This window comes from Thermomicrobium roseum DSM 5159, from assembly GCF_000021685.1.
GTDB lineage: Bacteria > Chloroflexota > Chloroflexia > Thermomicrobiales > Thermomicrobiaceae > Thermomicrobium > Thermomicrobium roseum.
Genome location: NC_011959.1, coordinates 35462 through 50318 on the forward strand (window position 1 = coordinate 35462; position 14857 = coordinate 50318).

The following is a 14857-nucleotide window of genomic DNA, read 5'->3' on the forward strand; positions in this document are numbered from 1 at the left end:
GGGCTTGAAACTTCGGCGGTGGGTCTGGGTACTGGGTGCGTGGCTGGCAGGTTTCGACAGTACCTATGAGGGCTTGAAACCAGCGCTTCATCATGCTCGCGCTGCAGCCAGTCCAGGGTTTCGACAGTACCTATGAGGGCTTGAGACCTTCCTCCAACATGAGGATCGCCGCGATGCTTAGCGGTTTCGACAGTACCTATGAGGGCTTGAAACCTGCGCGTCTTCGTAGGTCAACATGTAGTCGGTATATGTTTCGACAGTACCTATGAGGGCTTGAAACAGGACGGTGGTCAGCCGCCCTCAGGGCGAGGGAGTGGGTTTCGACAGTACCTATGAGGGCTTGAAACTCACAGGCGATCACCGCCACCTCGATGCCGAGCTGGGTTTCGACAGTACCTATGAGGGCTTGAAACTCGTTCCTCGCGGTACGACCGACGGTACCGGGCCGGGTTTCGACAGTACCTATGAGGGCTTGAAACAGACATGACTCGTACTGCGTACTGCTCCCCTGGGTGCGTTTCGACAGTACCTATGAGGGCTTGAAACCAACGAGGGCGAGCGCGACGCGAGCGACGTCGCGTGGTTTCGACAGTACCTATGAGGGCTTGAAACCGGCGTACGGGGCACGGGTCGCAGCGATCGTCGCGGGTTTCGACAGTACCTATGAGGGCTTGAAACGCAGCTCGGGGCAGATTCACTGCCCAGCTTGCCCGTTTCGACAGTACCTATGAGGGCTTGAAACGGAGTCAGGGGGCCAGGTTCCAGGCCCTAGAGCCCAGTCTCGGCAGCACCTCTGACGGCTTAAAACGCTCGGCCCCAGGGAACTCGCTTGCGGGTGGCCCGTTACGGCAGGATCGCTCAGAGCTCGAGACCGGCGCCAGCGAGCTTGCCGAGAGCAGGTCGTGAGTACCCCCGAAAGTTTCAAATCAGCGCTCTCGAGTCCTCGACGTCCTTGCCGGGCCAACCGGCACGGCCTGGATCTGCCGTTGTGGCGGTCGGTGCGGGCGCTCGTAACGGTCCTCCCCGGGCGCGAGGCGGTCGCGTGTTCGCGCAAGGAGGACCCGGAGGGCGGGACCAGCGACCGCGCGGCGGGCGCGCTGCCATGCGGCGTCGGTTGGGAGACGGTGGCGAGAGGCTCCGCGCGGGACCCGGCGCAGCCGGTGATACGCCTGAAGGCAGCGCGTTCCAGGGTTCGACGCCAGCTTGTGCTCTTCGAGACCAGCGTCATCTCCCTGCCAGGAGATGCCAGCATTGGCGCGGTCGACCGAGCGGGGACGCAGCAGGTTGACGAGCGCGAGCACCGCACCCCGTGCCATGTCGTGCCCCGGCGGCGCGCGAGTCGGTTGACAGCGAGCGCTGCGCCATGTAGGCTTGTTTTGGTGAGCACGTTGGCGGGTGGTGAAACGGTATCACAGGGGCCTTTGGAGTCCTTGTTCCAGGTTCGAATCCTGGCCCGCCAGCCGGAGGCATGCGAGAGCGTCTCGCAGCATGCCTGATCGATCAGCGACGGTGGACGAGAAGTCTGACAGCATACAAACGAGGCCAGCCGAGTCACTCGCAGCCGTGGTGCTAGCGGGAGGGCTCGGGACACGGATGCGCTCTCGCCTTCCCAAGGAGTTCCATCCGCTCGCCGGTCGACCTCTCCTCCGCTACGTCCTCGATGCCGTCGAGGCACTCCCGGTCGCCCAGCGTATCCTCGTGACGAGCCCAGCGAAGGCGGCGCTGTGCTCCCAGCTCGGCGCGGATTGGGAGATCGCGCTGCAGGAGGAGCCGTTGGGGACGGGGCACGCGCTGGGTTGTGCATTGCCGTTGTTGCGGCCCGACATCCGTTGGGTCCTGCTCGTCTTCGGCGATCACCCGCTGCTCAGGGGGGAAGACCTGGCGCGCTTGCTGAGCGCGGCCCTGCAACAGCGTCCCCTCGCGGCCGTGCTCACGACGCTGCTTCCCGACCCAGCAGCCTACGGGCGAATCCAGCGTGATCCGGACGGACGCGTCACAGGCGTCATCGAGGCGCGCGAGGATGCGAACCACTACGCCGGTCCGGTCGAGGTGGTAAGCGGCGCGACGATCTACTGGCGCGCGTGGCTCGAGGATGCGTTGCCACGGCTGCCCCGCAGTCCCTCCGGCGAGTACTACCACACGGCGCTCATCGGGCTGGCAGCGGCCGAGCGGTCCGGCGAGGCGGTGATCACAGTCGTCGCACCGCCGGAAACAGCGCTCGGGGTGAACGACCGCGTTGACCTGGCGCGGGCCGAGGCGATCCTGCGCGATCGCATCGTCCAGGCGCACCAGCGCGCTGGCGTGACCATCGTCGATCCAGCGACGACGTGGATCGAGCCGACCGTGGAGATCGAGCCGGACGCCCGGATCGAGCCGTTCACGATTCTCGCGGGGCGGACGCGGATCGCACAGGGAGCGCGGATCGGCCCCCATGCCGTGGTGCACGATAGCGTCGTGGGACCGGATTCCACTGTCGTCGCCTCGGTCCTGGAGTCGGCGGTGCTGGGGGCGCGGGTGCGCGTCGGACCGTACAGTCACTTGCGCCCGGGAACGATCGTCGAGGACGATGTGCACATCGGGAACTTCGCCGAACTCAAGAACGCGCACGTCGGTCGCGCCACCCGGATCGGGCACGTGAGCTACATCGGTGATGCCGAGCTGGGTGAGCGCGTCAATATCGGGGCAGGCACGGTGACCTGCAACTTCGACGGGGTCGCCAAGCATCGCACGGTCATCGAGGACGAGGCGTTCATCGGCAGCGATACCATGCTGGTTGCGCCGGTCCAGGTCGGTCGCGGAGCTCGGACCGGCGCAGGTAGCGTGGTGACGAAGGACGTGGCACCAGGGACGACCGTGGTGGGCGTGCCGGCCCGTCCGGTGGGAGCGCGGCGCCAGCGCCGCACGGGCGAGACAGGAGCATGAGGGCGTGGACGGTCGATTGCAGATCTTCGCTGGAAACTCCAATCCTCGCCTGGCCCAGGCGATCGTCGGCGTGCTGGAAACGCCGCTCGGTCGCGCCGAAGTTTCCAGCTGGAGCGATGGGGAGACGCGTGTCCGCCTGGAAGAAAATGTCCGCGGCTCGGACGTGTTCGTCATCCAGTCGCTCTGCACCCCGGTCAATCAGAACATCATGGAACTCTTGATCATCCTCGATGCGGTCAAGCGCGCGTCGGCTGCCCGGATCACCGCAGTGATCCCGTATTACGCCTACGCGCGTCAGGAGAAGAAGACGGCCGGGCGCGAGCCGATCAGCGCCAAGCTCCTGGCGAACTTGCTCACCACCGCTGGTGCCGATCGCGTGTTGACGATCGACCTGCACGCGCCAGCGATCGAGGGATTCTTCGATATCCCGGTCGATCATCTGCGCGCTACGCCGATTCTGGCCGCGCATTTTCGGCGTCTGGGTCTCACGGACTTCGTCGTGGTCAGCCCGGATGCTGGTGCTGTGGTGCGGGCTGACGAATTTCGCCGGCGTGCTGGTGGGAGCTTGGCCATCATCTCCAAGAAGCGACCCGGACCGGAGGTCGCCGAGGTGCTGGAAATGGTCGGTGACGTCGCCGGCCGGGATGCGGTGATCGTCGACGACATCATCGCGACCGGTGGGACGCTCCTCCAGGCTGCCGAACTCTTGCGGGAGCGCGGGGCACGGCGGATCTTCGCAGCTGCCGTGCACGGCGTGTTCGCTGGGCAGGCACTGGAGCGGATCCAGGCGTCACCGATCGAGAAAGTGTTCGTGACGGATACGATTCCTTTACCAGAAGGGATGTGCACGGACAAGGTGGAGGTGCTGACCGTCGCGCCGCTGCTCGCCGAAGCGATCATGCGGATTCATAAGGATCTGAGCATCAGTGCACTCTTCACCTGACCGCTCGCCGCCTCGGGCGGGGCCATCCCGGGAGTGTGTGCTTGAGTAGTCCCTGGACAGAAGCGATCCTCTTCGTGGTTCTCGCTGCCCTCTTCTTCGCAGCGGCACTCGCTGACCTGGCGAGTTGTCTGCCGGCTCGCCGCTCGCTGCGGGAGTTCCTTGCCGAGTTGGCCGAGACGCAGAACGGGAATGGCGAGAACACGCTCGAGCAACTGCGTGTCGCTCGTCCCGCGATCCGGCTCGTGCAAGCGACCACGTTCCTCGGCTTGACCGTGCTCGCCTTACGGATCGGCCATCGGTGGTGGCCAAAGCACGAGCTCGCGGTGGCTGTGCTGATCGCCTTCGTCGCCTTGCTCGTGCTCGCCAGCGCTGCGCCGATGGCGCTGCTGGAGCGACGGTATCCCTTGACGAGCGCGCGCTTCCGCTTGCTCGCTGGCCTGCTCAGTCGGTTGGGCGCGCCGCTGCGCGTGCTCAGCGAACTCCTCGAGCGGCCACTGGCGGCGCTCATACCGCCCGCCCCGGCGCCAGCGGTTCCGTCAGCCGCCGCCCCACCAGCCCATGAGGAGGTGGTCGAGGAAGCGGAAGAACTGATCGAGCGCGTGTTGCGGCTCGATCGGCTGACGGCGCGCGACATCATGGTGCCGCGGACCGATATCGTCGCGGTGCCGTTCGAGCTGTCGGTGCGCGACGCGATCGCCGTGGCGCGCCAGACACGCCACTCGCGGCTGCCGGTCTACCAAGGGACGATCGACCGGATCGTGGGGATCGTGCACGTGCGCGACCTTTTGCGCTTTGCGCTCGAGTCGGCCGAGGGGATCAAGGTCGGGGATGTCATGCGGGAGGCGTACTTCATCCCGGAGTCGAAGCGGGTCGACGAGCTCTTGCGTGATTTGCAGCACCAGCGTGTCCACATGGCGATCGTGGTCGACGAGTTCGGTGGAACAGCGGGAATCGTCACCATCGAGGACGTGCTGGAGGAGATCGTCGGGGAGATCCAGGACGAGTACGACGCAGAGGCACCGCTCGTCGAACGTCTCAGTGCGGACGAAGCGATCGTCGATGGGCGGATTTCGCTGGAGGAGATCGCGGATATCTTCGGCGTCTCGCTGGAAGAAGAGGAGAGTTCGACGATCGGCGGGCTGGTTCAGGCGCATCTGGGGCGAATTCCGCAGCCGGGCGAGTCGGTGCGGGTCGATGGCCTGGAGGTGACCGTGCTAGAGGTGGCCGGGAACCGGGTGCGCAAGCTCTCGGTACGGCGCGTCGCGGCCTCGGTGTCTGCGTCGGATGAGGACGAGCGCAGCTGAGCGAGCATGGTCGCCTGGGTCGTTCACCGGTACCAGCGAGTGACCTCGACGATGGACATCGCCGCGGACCTCGCTGCCCAGGGCGCACCGGCGGGGACCGTGGTGCTGGCGGAGGAGCAGACGGAAGGACGGGGACGAGAGGGCCGGCGCTGGCTCGCTCCACCCGGAACCTCGCTGCTCTTCACGGTCATCGCGCGCCCACCGTTCGCGGTCGTGCAGGACGAGCGTCTCGCCGTGCGGGTCGCCGAGCACGTCGCGGCAGCGATCGCGGCGACCTGTGGCCTGCGACCGTCGATCAAGGAGCCGAACGACCTCCTGGTCAAAGGCCGCAAACTGGTGGGCATCCTCTTGCAGAGCCGCGTTCGCGCCGAGGTGCTCGAGTATCTGCTCCTCGGGATCGGGATCAACGTCAACATTCCGGCGGACTGTCTTCCTCTGCCCACGGCGACCAGTCTTCTGGTCGAACTCGGTCACCCGGTCGACCGCGACAGGCTGCTCGCAGCTGTCCTCGACCAGCTCGCTCGCGACGAGCGACTGTTTCCTCCTACCGTTCGGTGAGTTCGCGCGCGAGAGAACGGCGCAGACGCCAGAGGGTGAAGACGGTCCACGCTGCCACCTGCGGTGAGGCGAGAGCGGAAACCGGCAAGAGCCCGAGAAAGCGGAGCCCTGCTTCCCGATAGTCCCGGATCCGCGCCAGCACCTGCTCGGGAGTTCCCCAGAGGAAACTGCGTTCGACCAGTTCTGGTGGGACAGCGCGCAGGGCGGCACGGAGTGCGTGCGGGTCGACCCGTTCCGGGATGAAGTCCAGGTAGCCGCGGAAGTGCTCACCGAGTGGATGCTCGAGCCCGAGTTCCCGCCACTCGTCGGCCGGGCGGAGCAGTCCGGTGAGTCGCAGCGCCGGATGGTGGAGGAGACGGCGCGCGGCATTTTCGGTCGGGGCGAGAAGCACGGGGGCCTGGAGGGCGGGAACGATCTGCGTGGGATCGCGACCAGCCCGCTCGGCCGCCTGCCGGACCTGCGCGAGTCGGGCGGCATATCGCTCGGGCGAGTCGATCCAGTTCGGGTACCAGCCATCGGCGAAGCGACCGGTCAGCTCCAGCATGCGTGGCCCGTGCGCGCCCAGCCAGATCTCCGGTCGGCGCCGCGGTGGGGCGGTGAGTTCGAAGACGCCGTCGGTGATCTGGTAGAAGCGTCCTGCGAAGCGGATCGTGCCCGGCGTGTCCAGGCAGGCACGCAGGATGGCGAGCGCTTCCTCCAGCCGGGTGACCGGTCGATCGAAGGGAAAACCATAGGGTTCCAGGTTCTCTGCCTCCCCTGCCCCGATCCCGATGATGGGTGGCCGCCGAGTCAGATGTGCCAGGGTGAGCGCTGTCTGCGCGAGCAGCACAGGATGGCGGCGAATCGGATCGGTGACACCGACACCAAGCCGGAGACGCCCGGCATGCGCGCTCAGGCGGCCGAGCAAGCTGGCGAAGTCGTAGTAGGGATGGGGGCTCCGGCGCAGGCGAGCGATCCAGGTCGTTCGCGGTGACCAGAGGACGCGAGGAACGAAGTCCTGGAGGTGATCCCAGACCATGACGGCATCGAAGCGCAAGAGACGCGCCAGTCGCACGAGGCCGAGGACACTGGCCAGTGGCGGCTGAGCTGGGACGACGAGCGCGAGCGCGAGTCGGGCGTCCTTCATCGTCTCCCCCTGCTTCCAGTATGCCTGGGGCGAGTGACCGACCAGAAGACGGAGCGACGGGGAGATCGCCGAGCCCCGGTGCGAGAGCGACTGAGCGTTCCGATGCGCGGGAGCGCCGACTGCTCGCAGTGGGACCGGTTTTCGCGTCCACTGGCCGAGGAGGCATTGCCCGATGGTCGTCGGGAACCTGCGGAGCTCCTTCGCTGGCGCGAAGACCGTTCGGAGTGAGGCGCGGAGCTGCGACGGTTGCTCCTGAGCGAGGCGATCGTGCGCCGGATGGAAAAGGTCGCGCAGCTGTCGTGCCAGGTCCGCGAACTCTGGGCAGTCAGTAGCGAGCTGGTCGCCGCCCATCGCGCAGCGCTCGCGCGCTTTGCCCAGGGCGAGCAGGCGATCGCTGCCCGGCGCGAGACGGTCGAAGCGGAAGGAGACCAGGCACGGGCCTTGCGGGAGACCGTTCGACAGCAGACCGAGCAGCTGCGCGCGACGGTCGAGGAGCATGCGCGGCCGATAGCCGAGTGACGCGAGACGGCGCGGGAGCACAGCGACGATTTACGCGATCGCTCCCGGCTGATCGCGGAACTCCGAGCAGCGGTCGAGCATCTCAGGCACGAGTTCGTCGCGTTTCGCCAGGCTGTCGGGCAGCAGTTCCAGAGGGTCGAGTCGCGTCTCGATCGGGAGGAGAAGCGACCCGATCGGCTGGTCGGGACCACGCTGGAATGACGCTCGCAGCGGTGCCGTGGCTCCTGGCTCGGTTTCGTGCTCGAGAAGATCACAGAGCGTCCTTCCGGCGACCGGGCCGAGCAGCTGCGGCGGCTCGTCGGTGGTGCGGTGTTCGACGCGGTGCTGGAGACTGATCTCCTCGTCCGGGAGCGCTTGCGGCAGGATCCATCGGTCGGGCTCTGGCGCGTGGTCGCGGTGTCGGGTGTCGTCGATCGAACGGATGGCGAGCGGGTGGCGACGCGAGCACTGGTGCTGCAACCGGCGCTCCGGCGGGTGGTTCCTTTGGTCGTCGGTGAAGGGACCACCGAGGGGGCGATGGGGCGGGCGGACCGCTTGGATGTCGTCACTCTCCCGAATGGCCGCAGGCAGGATGGGAAACAGGAGGAGGCCCGCTGGGTCGCATGAGCGTGCCAGGGGAGCATCGAGCGGAAACTCGTGGTTTTGTCGACTGGTCGATCGTCTGCCTGTTCCAGTTGTCTCCGCTCAGGAGCTCCTTGGTGACGGCGGTGTCGATTCGGCTCCACCGACGTTCGAGATGGCGTCGACAACTCCCTGGGGATGAGTGCGGTTGTCCTGCGGATCTCCTTCGCTTGTGAGGGAACCCCGGCTGACCTATACTGCGCGCCAGAGGGTGCCGAGGCGGCAAGCCTCGCGGCAGTGAGTGGCGCTCTGGGAGGTCAGTCATGGATTTCGAGTTCACCCCGGAACAGATCCAGGTGCGGGACATGGTCCGCGAGTGGGCGCAGCGGGAGGTCGCTCCCTACATCCGCGAGTGGGATGCCAAGGGAGAGTATCACCCGGAGATCTATCGGCGGATGGGTGAGCTGGGACTGCTCGGCTTGCCGATCCCTGAGCGATACGGCGGCGGAGGCTTCGATTACATCGCCCTCGCGCTCGCCTGCGAGGAACTGGAGGCGGTCGATACGTTCCTGCGCGTGGCGATCAGCGTGCACGTCGGCTTGAACAGCTTGACGCTCCTACAGTGGGGGACCGAGGAGCAGAAGCAGCGCTGGTTGGTTCCCCAGGCTCGGGGCGAGAAACTGGCGACCTTCGCCCTCACCGAACCGGGTGCTGGCTCCGATGCTGGTCACATCCAAACGCGCGCGGTCCGCGATGGCGACAGTTACATCCTGAACGGCGAGAAGATGTGGATCTCGCTGGCGAATACGGCCGACCATTTCCTCGTCTTCGCCACGCTCGACCCGGCGCTCGGTCATCGAGGACTGTGCGCCTTCATGGTGGAGCGTGGTATGCCCGGGCTCACGACCGGCTCCATCCACGGCAAACTGGGCGTGCGAGCGGGCGATACCGGTTGGATCTCGCTCCAGAACGTCCGCGTGCCGGCTGAAAACATGATCGGTGAGCCAGGCGAGGGCTTCAAGATCGCGATGAGCGCGATTGATCAGGGACGCTTCACCGTGGCGGCCGGAGCGTGCGGGCTGATCCGGGCCTGTCTGGAGGCGAGCGTCAAGTACTGCCACGAGCGTCAAGCCTTCGGGCAGGAAATCGGGCGGTTCCAGCTCGTGCAACAGATGATCGCCAAGATGGTTCGCGGCTACGAGACGTCGCGTCTGCTGGTCTTCCGCGCTGCTGAACTCAAGAATCGCGGGATCCGCAATACCCGGGAAACCTCGCTCGCCAAGTGGCACGCCTGCGATTGCGCCTTCGAGGCAGCGAACGATGCAGTGCAGATCCACGGCGCCTACGGTTATTCCAGCGAGTATCCGGTGGAGCGCTACTTCCGCAACTCGCGGGGCGCGGTGATCTACGAGGGGACGCGCGAGATCCACACGCTCCTGCAGGCCGAGTACGCGCTCGGCTATCGCGTGGACAAACTGCTCCGCTGCCCGCAGCCACCAGCGCAAGGATACGAGACGGTCGTGGCGCGGGGGTGAGATGCGTCCGCTCGTCATTCCCTATCGGGGAAAGCAGCCGCAACTCGCGCCGGATGTCTTCGTCGCGCCCACGGCGGTCGTGATCGGCGATGTCGTCGTGGGGTCGAGGTCGAGTCTCTGGTTCGGCGTCGTGCTGCGCGGCGATATCGGGCCGATCCGTATCGGCCAGCGCGTCAACTTGCAGGAAGGGGTCATCGTCCATCTCGACGAAGGGTTTCCGGTGGTGATCGAGGACGATGTCACGATCGGCCATGGTGCGATCGTGCACGGCGCGCAGATCGCCGCTGGTGCCCAGATCGGCATGGGAGCGATCCTGCTCACCGGTTCGCGTGTCGGTGCGGGGGCGATCGTGGCGGCAGGAGCGTTGGTGCCGGAAGGGATGGAAGTCCCGGCGGGAACGGTCGCGGTCGGAATCCCGGCGCGTATCCGGCGCGAGGTGACCACCGAAGAACGAGCCGAACTCCTGGAGCGTGCGCAGCGGTACGCGCAGCGTGGCGAGGAGTTCCGTCGTCTGCTCGCTGGCGGAGGTGAGGCATGAGCGTGCGTGTCGAGCGGGAGGGGGCGATCACCCTCGTCACGGTCGAGCGCCCGGAACGACTGAACGCGCTCGATACCGCGACGTTGCGTGCCTTACTCGCGGCAGTGCAGGAACTGGCAACGGAGGAGGCGATCGCTGTCGTCGTCCTCACCGGGGCAGGCGATCGCGCGTTCATCGCCGGAGCCGATATCAGCGAGATGGTAGAGAAGTCGCCAGCCGAGGCGCTCGCCTTCGCCGAGTTGGGACACGCCGTTTGCCGGGCGATCGAGGAAGCGCCGCAACCGTACATCGCAGCGGTCAATGGCTACGCGCTAGGAGGCGGCTGCGAGATCGCGCTGGCGTGCGATATCCGCCTCGCCAGCGAGCGCGCCGTCTTCGCCCAGCCGGAAGTAACGCTGGGTATTCCACCAGGCTGGGGCGGATCGCAACGGCTGCCGCGCGTCGTTCCTCCTGGTATCGCGCGCGAGTTGCTCTATACGGGGCGCCGCGTCGATGCGCAGGAAGCACTGCGGATCGGGCTCGTCAATGCCGTCTATCCGGCTGACCAACTCCTCGAGCGAGCTCGGGAACTGGCGAACCGGATCGCGGCCAACGGGCCACTCGCGGTCCGCTTGACCAAGGCGGCGGTTCGCTTCGGTCTCGAGCAGGGGCTGGAAGCTGGACTGACCTACGAGCGGCAGGTGTTCGCGTACGCGTTCACCACCGAGGATCAGCGGGAGGGGATGCGGGCATTTCTGGAAAAGCGTCGTCCGGCTTTTCGCGGGCGCTGATGCGTCGTCCAACTGGTGGGATGGAGGAAAACGGTGAAGATCGCGGTCCTCGTGAAGCAGGTTCCCGATCCGAACGCCGTGCGGTTCGACCCGCGGCTCGGGGATCTGGTACCGGGCATCCAGGAAGTCGCCAACGAGTACGACCTCTATGCGCTCGAGGCAGCGCTGCGTCTCCGGGAGCAGGTCGGTGGGCAGATCGTGGTTGCCAGTGTCGGGCCGGCGCGAGACGCGCTCAATCGCGCGCTCGCGATGGGTGCCGACCGGGCGGTCTCCATCGAGGGCGAGGGGTTGCCGGGAGACAGCTGGGTGACCGCGACCGTGCTCGCCGCCTGGCTGCGAGGCGAGCAGCCGGACGTGATCTGGTGCGGGCAGGAGACGAGCGATTCCGGAACAGGCAATGTCGGCCCCGCGGTGGCAGCCTTGCTCGATATTCCGCTGGTGAGCAATGTGGTCGGCTGGGAGTTTCGGGACGGTGTCTTCACCATCGAACGGGAGATCGAGGACGGGCATCAGTTCCAGGAGGTGGCTCCACCCCTGGTGCTCTGCGCGCTCTCGGCGTTGCCACAGCCACGCTTGCCGACTTTGCGCGGCATCATGGACGCTCGCCGCAAGCCGGTCGAGCGACTCGGACCGGCTGATCTCGGTCTGGACGCCAGCGAGTTGGTGCCGCTGGTCAGCTGGGCTGGCTTGAGCCAGCCGGAAGCGAAGGCGGCGGGTATCGTGGTCCAGGACGTCTCCCCCGACGAGGCAGCCGAGCGCCTGCTCGTATTCCTGGAAGCGCGCGGCTTGCTGGGTTGAGGAAGGGATGAGCGATCGATGGCTGGAGGAGGTCTGCTGGTCGTCGTCGAGACCGCGCAGGGTGTCGCGCGCCCGGCTGCACTGGAGCTGTTCGGTGCGGCGAGCCGGGCGAGCGCAGCGCTCGGTCCGGTCACGGCACTCGTCGTGGGACATGGGGTCAGCGGAGCTGCCGAGCAGGTCGCCCGCCTCGGCGTCGCTCGCGTGCTCGTGGTCGATGAACCAGCGTTCGCCGAGCCCGTGGCGGAGCGACTGGCGCGGGCTGTTCAGGTGGCGTGGGAGCAGGTCGAACCGGCGCTCGTCCTCGTGCCTGGCACGACACTGGGACGCGACACCGCTGCCCTGGTCGCCGCCGAGCGTCGTGTTCCTCACCTGGTCGATATCGTCGCGCTGGAGGTCACGCCGGAGGCATTCGTCGCCACGCGTCCGGTCTATCAGAGCAAGCTGGTCACCACCGTGCGGGCGGGCCGCGAGCGCGCTGCGGTCGTGACCGTGCGCTCCGGTGCATTCCGCCCACCCGAGCCAGGCGAGGCGGGTGCGACGATCGAGCCACTGGCCGTGGGGCTGGAGGAGCGTCAGCAACGGGTACGCGTGACGCGGATGGTGGACAAACCGCGTGGGCAGGTCGATCTGGAAAGTGCGCCCGTGGTGGTCGTCGGTGGCCGGGGAATCGGCGGGCCGGAGGGGTTCGCGCAGCTGGCGGAACTGGCGGAACTCCTCGGTGGGGCGCTCGGCTGCACCCGAGCGGTCAGCGACCTCGGCTGGCGCCCGCACTACGAGCAGATCGGTCAAACTGGCAAACAGGTGCGTCCCAAGCTGTATCTCGGAGTCGGGGTCTCGGGCGCAGTCCAGCATACGGTGGCGATGCAAGGGAGCGAGACGATCGTGGTCATCAATCGCGATCCCAATGCCCCGTTGGTCAAGATGGCCGATCTCGCTGTCATCGGTGACTGGAGCGAGATCGTGCCGCGTCTCATCGCTCGGCTCCGCGAACGACGAGGGAACGGTGCATGAGCCAGGAGCGCGTCGAAGTCATCGTGGTCGGAGCGGGCCCAGCGGGCGTCGCCGCCGCGTTGACGCTCGCTCGAGCTGGGGTGGAGGTCGTGGTCCTCGAGCGCGGCGCCTATCCGGGAGCCAAGAACGTGATGGGCGGGATCCTCTACCGCCAGCCGACCGAGGAGCTGGTTCCCGGATTCTGGCGGGAAGCACCGCTCGAGCGGGCGATCGTCGAGCAGCGGTATCTGTTGCTGACCGACGAGGATGCGATCGGCTTGAGCTACCGCACGCCGGTCTTCGGCCAGCCACCCTACAATGCATTCAGTGTTCTCCGTGCCGAGTGGGATCGCTGGTTTGCCCAGCAGGCTGAGGCAGCCGGTGCCCTGATCGCGACCGAGGTGACGGTCGAGGATCTCCTCTGGGAGGACGGGCGCATCGTGGGAGTGCGTGCCGGGGAGCAAGGGGATCTCGTGGCGGACGTGGTCGTGATCGCTGATGGGGCGAACTCGCTCCTCGCGCAGAAGGCTGGCCTGGCGCGTGACGCTCGCCCCGAGGAGCAAGCGCTCGTCGCGAAAGAGCTGCTGCGGTTGCCCGCGGAGGAGATCGACCGCCGCTTCGCTGTGCCGCCCGGCCAAGGGGTCGCCATCGAGGCGTTCGGCGCGGCAACAGGCGGTTTGCTCGGGTACGGTTTCATCTATACCAACCGGGAGACGCTTTCGATCGGGACGGGAGCACTGCTGAGCGATCTCATCGCGTACGAGGTCAACGTCAGTGATCTCCTGGAACGCTTCAAGCAGCATCCGGCGATTGCACCGCTTTTGGAGGGGGCTGAGCTCGTCGAATACAGTGCGCACCTGATCCCGGAAGGTGGTTGGCGAGCGCTCCCCACGCTGTTCACGGACGGGGCGCTGGTCGTGGGCGACGCGGCCGGCTTCGTCAACCCGCTCAGCCGGGAGGGATCGAACTTCGCGATGATCTCCGGCAAGCTGGCCGCCGAGACTATTCTCGAGGCCCGCCAGACCGGTGACTATTCCGCGCTGGCGCTCAGCCGGTACTGGGAGAAGCTCGAGGCGAGCTTCATCTTGCCGGACCTGGAGTTGATCCGCAATGTCACACCGTTCTTCCATGCTCGACCGTACCTCCTGCAAGACGTTCCGGCGGCGCTCGCCCACGCCGTGCGCCACTACCTGACGGTCGACAGTACTCCGAAGGCACGGAAGTATCGAGAGATCCTCCGGGAACTCGGGAGGGAACTCCGCCCAGCTCGTTTGTTGCGCGATGGCCTGGCAGCGCTCCGCGAGCTGGCAAGCTGACCGCTGCGCGGTGCATGGTAGGCTTGGGCACGGAGTCGTCGCTCGTCGGCGGGTGTGACGTGCCGTGACCCTGTATCTCGCGCTCGATGTCTTGCTGCTCGTGTTACTCGCGCTCTTCGTCCCAGTCGGCTTCTGGCGTGGGGCGGCGCGGGAACTCGTGGTGACATTGGGAATTTTGCTCGGCTTCGCGCTGGGCGAGTTCTGGGCGCAGCCGTGGGGCCTGGATCTTGCTGAGCGCACGGGACTGGGCGAGGGAGCAGCGAGCTTTTTGGCTGCGGTCCTGGCGCTCGTCGCCTGCACCTTCCTCATCGGTTACGGGGTGAGCTCGGTGATCTTGACGCCGCAGCCGGGAATGCTCGGGCGTTTGCTCGGTGCTGTCATCGCGCTGGCCAACGGGATGCTCGTGCTCGGGTTCGCGCTGCGGGCGATCCGGCTGTATCTGCTGGGCGGTGCACCGTCGGGACTGTTCGAGCAGGCGATCGTGGCGCGCCTCTTGAGCGAGAGCATGCCGTGGGTGTTGCTGGCTGGTGCGCTCCTCGGGCTACCGCTCATCGTGCTCGCGGCCGTGCTCGGCGCTCGCGCAGTCGAAGAAGAGGTCGAGCCGGTCCGCCGCGAGCAGGATTTTGCGCTCCAGCACACGCCGACTCGCCCCCTGCCGCCGCGTCTTCCCTTCGTCCGGCACCAGTCGGAGGTGGCGTACAAGACGGAGCCAGCCCGTCCGGCGGAGGAACCGACGCGGCCGCTGCGTGCTGCGCCTGCGGCGCCGGAGAGCGGTGGAAGCAGGCGCGATGACATCGCCGAGCAGGAGACAGCGGTGCTCGCACGACCAGCGGCCGAGACCGCACCCCGCCCGGTGGACAATCGCTGCCCGTATTGCCATGCCGACATCAGCGATGCGAAAGTCTTCTGCCCGCGCTGCGGCCGAGTGCTCTGAATGAGGCTCGTCTCAGTCCGCATCGCTGCTCTTTGGCACGGCG

General features: G+C 66.8%; 14 protein-coding genes, 1 tRNA gene and 1 CRISPR repeat array (1 of these 16 only partly in view). Of the genes, 14 read left to right on the forward strand and 1 reads right to left on the reverse strand.

Going from position 1 to position 14857, the window contains the following annotated elements; genetic code table 11:
- Nucleotides 1–808: a CRISPR direct-repeat array (repeat unit 30 nt; unit sequence GTTTCGACAGTACCTATGAGGGCTTGAAAC); it begins 4195 nt to the left of the window's first position.
- Between the two features lie 581 nt (nucleotides 809–1389).
- The 5 genes from TRD_RS00150 to TRD_RS00170 all read left to right on the forward strand — a co-directional run bounded on the left by TRD_RS00150 (nucleotide 1390) and on the right by TRD_RS00170 (nucleotide 5727).
- Nucleotides 1390–1460, forward strand: a tRNA-Gln gene (locus TRD_RS00150).
- Nucleotides 1461–1509: 49 nt separating this feature from the next.
- Nucleotides 1510–2922 carry a bifunctional UDP-N-acetylglucosamine diphosphorylase/glucosamine-1-phosphate N-acetyltransferase GlmU gene (gene glmU / locus TRD_RS00155; RefSeq protein ID WP_226980699.1) on the forward strand — a complete coding sequence of 471 codons (1413 nt, stop codon included), beginning with the start codon at nucleotides 1510–1512 and terminating at the stop codon, nucleotides 2920–2922.
- Nucleotides 2923–2926: 4 nt separating this feature from the next.
- Nucleotides 2927–3865, forward strand: coding sequence for a ribose-phosphate diphosphokinase (locus TRD_RS00160; RefSeq protein WP_012641446.1), 939 nt, complete (start codon nucleotides 2927–2929; stop codon nucleotides 3863–3865).
- Between the two features lie 41 nt (nucleotides 3866–3906).
- Nucleotides 3907–5169, forward strand: a complete 1263-nt coding sequence (locus tag TRD_RS13385) for a hemolysin family protein (RefSeq protein WP_012641447.1) — start codon at nucleotides 3907–3909, stop codon at nucleotides 5167–5169.
- Between the two features lie 6 nt (nucleotides 5170–5175).
- The gene (locus TRD_RS00170; RefSeq protein ID WP_012641448.1) at nucleotides 5176–5727 is read left to right on the forward strand and encodes a biotin--[acetyl-CoA-carboxylase] ligase; all 552 of its coding nucleotides are present in this window, start codon (nucleotides 5176–5178) and stop codon (nucleotides 5725–5727) included.
- On the opposite strand, the gene TRD_RS00175 is transcribed toward TRD_RS00170, so the two are convergent.
- Complete coding sequence (locus tag TRD_RS00175) at nucleotides 5714–6853, reverse strand: LLM class flavin-dependent oxidoreductase (protein WP_012641449.1); 1140 nt, start codon at nucleotides 6851–6853, stop codon at nucleotides 5714–5716. The two genes, TRD_RS00170 and TRD_RS00175, sit on opposite strands and share 14 nt — an antisense overlap.
- Before the next feature lie 267 nt (nucleotides 6854–7120).
- Here TRD_RS00175 and TRD_RS14545 point away from each other — a divergent pair, with 267 nt between their 5' ends.
- The 9 genes from TRD_RS14545 to TRD_RS00215 all read left to right on the forward strand — a co-directional run bounded on the left by TRD_RS14545 (nucleotide 7121) and on the right by TRD_RS00215 (nucleotide 14814).
- Nucleotides 7121–7372 (forward strand): hypothetical protein, encoded by a 252-nt coding sequence (locus tag TRD_RS14545; RefSeq protein ID WP_143714576.1) that lies wholly within the window; start codon nucleotides 7121–7123, stop codon nucleotides 7370–7372.
- A 237-nt stretch (nucleotides 7373–7609) separates the two neighbouring features.
- On the forward strand, nucleotides 7610–7978 hold the full coding sequence (locus tag TRD_RS14550) for a hypothetical protein (protein ID WP_143714577.1): 369 nt from the start codon (nucleotides 7610–7612) through the stop codon (nucleotides 7976–7978).
- A gap of 278 nt (nucleotides 7979–8256) precedes the next feature.
- On the forward strand, nucleotides 8257–9468 hold the full coding sequence (locus TRD_RS00185) for an acyl-CoA dehydrogenase family protein (RefSeq protein WP_012641453.1): 1212 nt from the start codon (nucleotides 8257–8259) through the stop codon (nucleotides 9466–9468).
- Between the two features lies 1 nt (nucleotide 9469).
- Nucleotides 9470–10006, forward strand: a complete 537-nt coding sequence (locus tag TRD_RS00190) for a gamma carbonic anhydrase family protein (RefSeq protein WP_012641454.1) — start codon at nucleotides 9470–9472, stop codon at nucleotides 10004–10006.
- Nucleotides 10003–10776, forward strand: coding sequence for an enoyl-CoA hydratase-related protein (locus TRD_RS00195; protein WP_012641455.1), 774 nt, complete (start codon nucleotides 10003–10005; stop codon nucleotides 10774–10776). The genes TRD_RS00190 and TRD_RS00195 overlap by 4 nt, the downstream gene beginning before the upstream one ends.
- Before the next feature lie 33 nt (nucleotides 10777–10809).
- A complete protein-coding gene (locus tag TRD_RS00200) occupies nucleotides 10810–11574 on the forward strand; it encodes an electron transfer flavoprotein subunit beta/FixA family protein (RefSeq protein ID WP_012641456.1) in 765 nt (254 codons plus the stop codon).
- 18 nt (nucleotides 11575–11592) lie between these two features.
- Nucleotides 11593–12585, forward strand: a complete 993-nt coding sequence (locus tag TRD_RS00205; protein WP_012641457.1) for an electron transfer flavoprotein subunit alpha/FixB family protein — start codon at nucleotides 11593–11595, stop codon at nucleotides 12583–12585.
- Complete coding sequence (locus tag TRD_RS00210) at nucleotides 12582–13880, forward strand: FAD-dependent oxidoreductase (RefSeq protein ID WP_012641458.1); 1299 nt, start codon at nucleotides 12582–12584, stop codon at nucleotides 13878–13880. Before TRD_RS00205 ends, TRD_RS00210 begins: the two co-directional genes overlap by 4 nt.
- Before the next feature lie 64 nt (nucleotides 13881–13944).
- A complete protein-coding gene (locus TRD_RS00215; RefSeq protein ID WP_012641459.1) occupies nucleotides 13945–14814 on the forward strand; it encodes a CvpA family protein in 870 nt (289 codons plus the stop codon).
- Nucleotides 14815–14857 lie beyond the last annotated feature (43 nt).